The organism is Caballeronia sp., from assembly GCF_049581465.1.
GTDB lineage: Bacteria > Pseudomonadota > Gammaproteobacteria > Burkholderiales > Burkholderiaceae > Caballeronia.
In genome coordinates, this window is record NZ_JBAUSA010000263.1 from 1 (window position 1) to 3079 (window position 3079).

Consider the following 3079-nt stretch of genomic DNA (forward strand, 5'->3'; position numbering starts at 1 on the left):
GTCTAGCGCGGAATCGATGGCGCTCGCAAGCGGCGCCGGCACCGACTGGCGCGCGCCGCGTTCCACGCAGTACTGAAAGTATGCGCGCACGCCGTTAAGCACTTGATCGATCGACGCCCGATCGGCGCCGTGGAGCCGTCGCCGCGCGCGTCGAAGGTCCAGCGCATTAAATGCGATCCGCAGGTCGCGGAAGCTTTCAATGGAAGGATGGCGTTCGTTGTCGCTCGCGGCCACGCGCGGAATGATCTGCATCAGGCGGTCGATCATACGGGAGGTCAGGTTTCTCAGGTCGTCGATTGGCCTTGGCGATGCACTTAACACCACGTCGCGCCAGCTCGAACGAACCAGCCGCGTGGCCGCGTATTCTGCGCCGAACGGCCGCGTCGCCCGGGTCCAGAGGAACGCGAACAACAAGCCGGCAGGACCGGCGAGATTGCTGTTCGCGAAGGTCAGGAAGTTCGCGTCGTACGCGCCTTGAATGCTGATGAACGTGGCGGTATTCACGGCCGTCAGCATGGTCGCCAGGTTGAATTGCGGCCGTGGGATAAGCGATCCGATCAGGATGAACGGCACGGAAAACATGACCACCAGCATCGCGAAGTCGTGCACGGTCGGCAGGATCACGAATAGATAAAGCCCCCCGAGTACGACGGCCAGGCATGTGTAGATAAAAAACGCGAACACTTGCGGCGCGGGTTCGTCGAGTGCGGCAAAAAAGCAGCACGCGACCGCCGCCAGGGAAACAGCACCCGCGCCGTCGTTCCAGCCGGACGCAATCCACAGGCTCGACAACAGGAAAATGGCGAGCACAGCCGATCCCGCCGAGAACAGCAACATGCCCCGATCGAAATATTGTTCCGTGCCGCCAAGCCGGTGATGCTTGTAGCGCGGCCTCCAGACTTCGCCTTCCTCGCGGGTGACGACGCGCAGCGCACGGCAATCCTGCCAGACATCGACGAGTTGTTTCAGCCGCCATAACGTATTTGAGAAGACCGCGCCTTCCCACGAACGAAGCTCGTCCGCACTCGGCTGGAGGCTCGCAATCCGCGCGCGGAGAATATCGGCTTGTGGATCCTGCTCGATGCTCTCTGGCAGCGGCGCGTCGAACCACTTGGCGATATCGGCAAGGAGCGGCTGCAAACCGGGCGGCGGCTGGTTGCCGCCGAGCAGGGTCGCGAGAGGATCGCCGACCGAGGACAGGACCGGCAGCAACAATTGCATCCGGCCCCGTAACGTCCGCGCTCGCGCGACGACGTCGGGTCGCGTTTGGTCATAGGCAAGCTGGCTCAGCAGGAATTCGAGCGCATTGACCGTCACGGCAAGGCGTTGCCGGCAGGCGGAGATCGCTGTGCCGCGCACGTTGCCGGCGAGCGTTTCTTTCGTATAGAACACGGCGTCGCGGAACCAGGCATCCGTGCGCTCGACAAGCGCCGGTGCGAGCCGGCTCGGAAAAATCGCGCTGCCCACCACGCTCGCGCACACGATGCCGAGCGTGATCTCCTCCGCGCGCGACACGGCGAGATCGAAGATGCCGGCCGGATTCATCACGGAGGGCAGGGCGATCAGCGGCATGGTGTAGCCGGCCAGCAGGAACACATAGCTGCGCGCGGTGCGATCGTTGATGGCAAGAAACAGCATCGTTCCGGTCCAGAGCGCCACGACCGCGCTGAAAATATAAGGCGACTCGACAAACGGCGGCACGAACAAGACAGCCGCCGCCGCGCCGATCAGCGTCCCGAGCGTGCGGTACAGCGCCTTTGAGCGCGTGGCGCCGACGAACGGATTCGAGACAATATAAACGGTCGCCATCGCCCAATAGGGACGCGGCAATTCCAGTCTCAGCGCGATATACAACGCGAGCATGGAGGCCGCGAAGGTCTTGACCGAGAACAGCCAGTCACGAGGAGAAGGGAGCGTCATGTTCGCGGCACGCCTGTCTTGCGCGTTGCTATCGGCGACGGTCGCTTCATCGCTTGCTTTGCCCGTTGCTTCACTCGCAGATCGGCCGACGGCGTGCCCGGCTGTGTGGCCGACTGCGCGACGGCGTTGAACGCGCCGAGCACGCGCAATGTGGCCTCGAGCTCCTGACGGCTCAGGCCTTCGAGTACGTCGGAGCGCAATGTCACCAGTTCCCGTTCGATTTTCGCGGTGACGACACGGCCTTCGTCAGTGAGCGAGATGACCTTTGCGCGCCGGTCGTCGGGATCTTCGTCGCGGCGCACCAGGTTCGCCGCGCAGAGCTGATCGAGCAGGCGCACCAGAGACGGCCCTTCAATACCCGTGAGTTCTGCAAGCGCGACCTGGCGCACCGGCGCATCGAGCCGCCCGGCGATGATCAGCGGCGTCGCGCAGGCTTCGGAAACGTTGTACGCGGCGATCACGCCATGGCTCGTGCGCCTCCACTGGCGCGACGCGGTCACAAGCGCGGTGCTCACGGATTGTCGAAGGGTATCGAGCGTTGCCATGGCGCGGATTGTATTTCGACACCAATTCGATAGCAAGCTATTGAATTTTAACTGTGGTTTTTTGCCTGCCAGGAGCGTTTTGCAACCGAACGCCTGATATGCCGAATCGCATCAGGGGCACTCGTCCAGCGGGGTTTCAGCGGGGTTTTCAGCGCACCCGATGGCGCTTGAGCAGCATGTCGCTCAGCACCGAGAAGGCCAACGCGGGCAGTTCATCCAGTTTGCGTACAACGATGTTATGCGCATAAAAGTTTTCTACGGCGTCGTCGAGAAGACCGATTCCGATCAAATCGATGCCCATGCCTTCAATCTCTTCGATGCGGGCCTTCAAGTCGGTCCGCAGGATGGTCGAGGCGAAATACGGTCGTCGGGGCGAAGCGTGTGCGTGCCGCTGGAGCTTGAGGTGGGTGTCCGGCTGCGGGTGGGGGATTCGGGGGCTGTGCTACGTTCGTGCCAAAAACCTGAAGTGAGCGCCGACGACACTTACAAATTGGCGGTTTAAAACGCGTTTCTTTGCTTCGTTTCTTTGCGCGTTTGCAAAGAAATGAAGTCCCGCCCCGGATAGGGGCTAACAGAAATAAGCAAGAAAATCCGACTTAAGCAGAACGACCACG

Annotated in this window: 3 protein-coding genes; all 3 read right to left on the reverse strand. The window is 61.9% G+C overall.

The features are described 5' to 3' along the window. On the reverse strand, positions 1–1920 hold a 1920-nt coding region (locus WCA53_RS06520), incomplete at its 3' end, for an FUSC family protein (RefSeq protein WP_423907104.1). Then, the gene (locus tag WCA53_RS06525) at positions 1917–2465 is read right to left on the reverse strand and encodes a MarR family winged helix-turn-helix transcriptional regulator (protein ID WP_423907106.1); all 549 of its coding nucleotides are present in this window, start codon (positions 2463–2465) and stop codon (positions 1917–1919) included. The genes WCA53_RS06525 and WCA53_RS06520, both read right to left, overlap by 4 nt. Before the next feature lie 148 nt (positions 2466–2613). Further along, positions 2614–2796 (reverse strand): hypothetical protein, encoded by a 183-nt coding sequence (locus WCA53_RS06530; protein WP_423907108.1) that lies wholly within the window; start codon positions 2794–2796, stop codon positions 2614–2616. Positions 2797–3079 lie beyond the last annotated feature (283 nt).